We start from the raw sequence: 2,311 nt of genomic DNA on the forward strand, positions 1-2,311 counted from the left end.
ACGGTGAAGCGGGGGTTCCGGTGTCGCAGTGCACAGCGAGCCGGGAAGAGTACGGGTGGGGCCTGCTCCAGCGCTGACGGTGGTACGGGGACAGCAGCCGGTCCGCGCGGCCGACCGCGCTGCGGCCTCGCACGCCACGGCCGGACACATCATCTATTACAAGACCGAGATCGAGGGGGACCGCTACCGGGTCGCCACGGTCGCGCTGGGCGGCGGCCGGGGCGCCGTCCAGGTGGCGCAGCAGTACAGCGACACCGAGGGTCTGCTCAGGGGACTCAAGGAACGCACCGTCGAGCTGAGCGCCGCCGTCCTCGTCGTGGCCGGCGTCGCGGGCTGGTGGCTGGCCCGCAGGATCGCCGGGCGGCTGGTCCGGCTCACCCGGGTCGCCGAGGACGTGGCCCGCACCGGCCGGCTGGACACCTCGGTCCCCGTCGCCGGGCAGGACGAGGTCGGCCGTCTTGGGCGGGCGTTCGACGGGATGCTGGGCCGGCTCGCCGCCTCCGAGGAGGTGCAGCGGCGCCTGGTGCAGGACGCCGGGCACGAACTTCGCACCCCGCTGACCTCGTTGCAGGCCAACGCGGCCCTCCTGGACCGCATCGACCAGTTGCCGGGTCAGGCCAAGGCGGCCCTGATCGCCGACATGAAGAGCGAGACCCGCGAGCTGGTCAACCTCGTCAACGAACTGGTCGACCTCGCGGCCGGCGACCGGAACGCCGAACAGCCCACGGAGATCGTCCTGGGCGCCCTGGCCGAGGACGCGGCCGCCCTCACCCGTCGCCGCACCGGCCGGGAGATCCTTGTCGAGGCCGACGACACCGTCGTACGAGCCCGGCCGGACGCGGTACAGCGGGCGCTGACGAACCTGCTGGAGAACGCCGCCAAGTTCGACCGGGACGGAACCGAGCCGATAGAAGTCGTGATCAAGGGCACGCGCGTGGAGGTGCGCGACCGCGGACCGGGCATCGCCGAGGCCGACCTGCCCCGCGTCTTCGACCGCTTCTACCGCGCCGACAGCGCCCGCAGCCTGCCCGGCTCCGGGCTGGGCTTGGCGATCGTGCACGCCGTCGCGGCCGCCCACGGCGGCACCGCCTTCGCCCACAACCGCGCCGGCGGCGGCGCGATCATCGGCTTCGCTCTCGACCCCGCCTCCCGCATCGAACGCTCGCACACGACGCCCATGGCTGACTGCGCTGCCACGCGTCGCTGACCTGGAGCACTCCTAGCGTCACGAACCCAGGCTCCAGCGGTAGCCACGCCGTCCGCAGCCGGTAGACGAGCACCGCCGAGGCAGCGGCGGCTCCGGACGTATCGGCGACGCGACCCCGCTCCCAGCGCCAAGCCGCAGATCATTAGGACTCGTGCGCCGACGTGCTCATGACCGCCCGGGACAGGTAGACCCGCAGTCCTCCCGCCGGACGGATGTCCAGGCGAGAGAGGGTGTGGGCCAGCCAGCGGGCGACGAGGGCGACGGCGACCTGGTCCATACTGCCGAGGCCGGGGACATGACCGGCTGGCACTACACCCGGTGCCGCACCGCACTGGAGGCGCTCATCACCAGTTGCAGGCGGCAACACCGTTCACGCTGTGCCTATCAACCACCGACCCCGCCACCGCCGAAGAGGGGCTGTGCTTCAAAGCTCTGAAACCGGGCGCCAGTAACCTGCGGCTCCGCCATCGGCCAACTCTCTGACCAGCAGCGGGGCCGTCGGCGTTTGTCGTCGTTGGTCATCGCCGAACGCCGCCGGACGGCCCAGAGACGGCCCGAACGGTGGTTCCGGTGGTGTGCCTCGGATGCGAACTATCGGCCGGCGGGGCCATTAAGGTCCCCTGGGCCGGCCAGTCGGCCGAACTCCGCCGCAGCAGCGGTGAGAATGGTCCCCGAACCGGGAATTCGGGCGGGTCCTCCTTCGTGATCGGGGCTGGTGGATGTCCGGTTTTCCCCGTGGTTCCCCGCTTGATCGGGCACGGCGGGGACACGGGCCGCCCCGCACTGCACAGGTGAACGGCCCCTGACCGGTCGTCGGTCAGGGGCCGTTGTCCTGTGCGATGCTAACGCGCGACCGTTGTTCCCTGCGGTCCCTAGCAGCTCTCGACTGTTGTGATGGTCTGCCTCCTGGGGTCTGCGGTCGTCGGCGGGTGGGCGTTGATCAGGGCTGAGGTGTCACCGCTACCCATCGCGATGCAGGGAGCGGCCCTTGTGCGGGGGCGGGGCACACAGGGCGTTGGTGGCCGCACAGTGCAGGGTGTAGACCGTGCCGCTCTGGGTGATGATCTTGTAGAACGCATCGCTGCCCAGGGAGTCGACCGAGAC

The 2,311-nt window shown here is 71.1% G+C and carries 2 protein-coding genes; one reads left to right on the forward strand and one right to left on the reverse strand.

Translation table 11 applies throughout. The features are described from left to right. Positions 1-55 precede the first annotated feature (55 nt). Entirely contained in the window at positions 56-1,207 is a 1,152-nt protein-coding gene (locus ACWEN3_RS45520; protein WP_452984206.1) for a HAMP domain-containing sensor histidine kinase, read from the forward strand. Between the two features lie 142 nt (positions 1,208-1,349). Here ACWEN3_RS45520 and ACWEN3_RS45525 read toward each other — a convergent pair whose 3' ends face one another. Further along, a complete protein-coding gene (locus ACWEN3_RS45525; protein WP_452984208.1) occupies positions 1,350-1,484 on the reverse strand; it encodes a hypothetical protein in 135 nt (44 codons plus the stop codon). Positions 1,485-2,311: the final 827 nt, after the last annotated feature.

The organism is Streptomyces sp. NPDC004561 (genome assembly GCF_053602155.1).

Bases quoted from the DNA above. Each gene is read 5' to 3' on its own strand.
- ACWEN3_RS45525 (WP_452984208.1), bottom strand. From the start codon at position 1,484: ATGGACCAGGTCGCCGTCGCCCTCGTCGCCCGCTGGCTGGCCCACACC.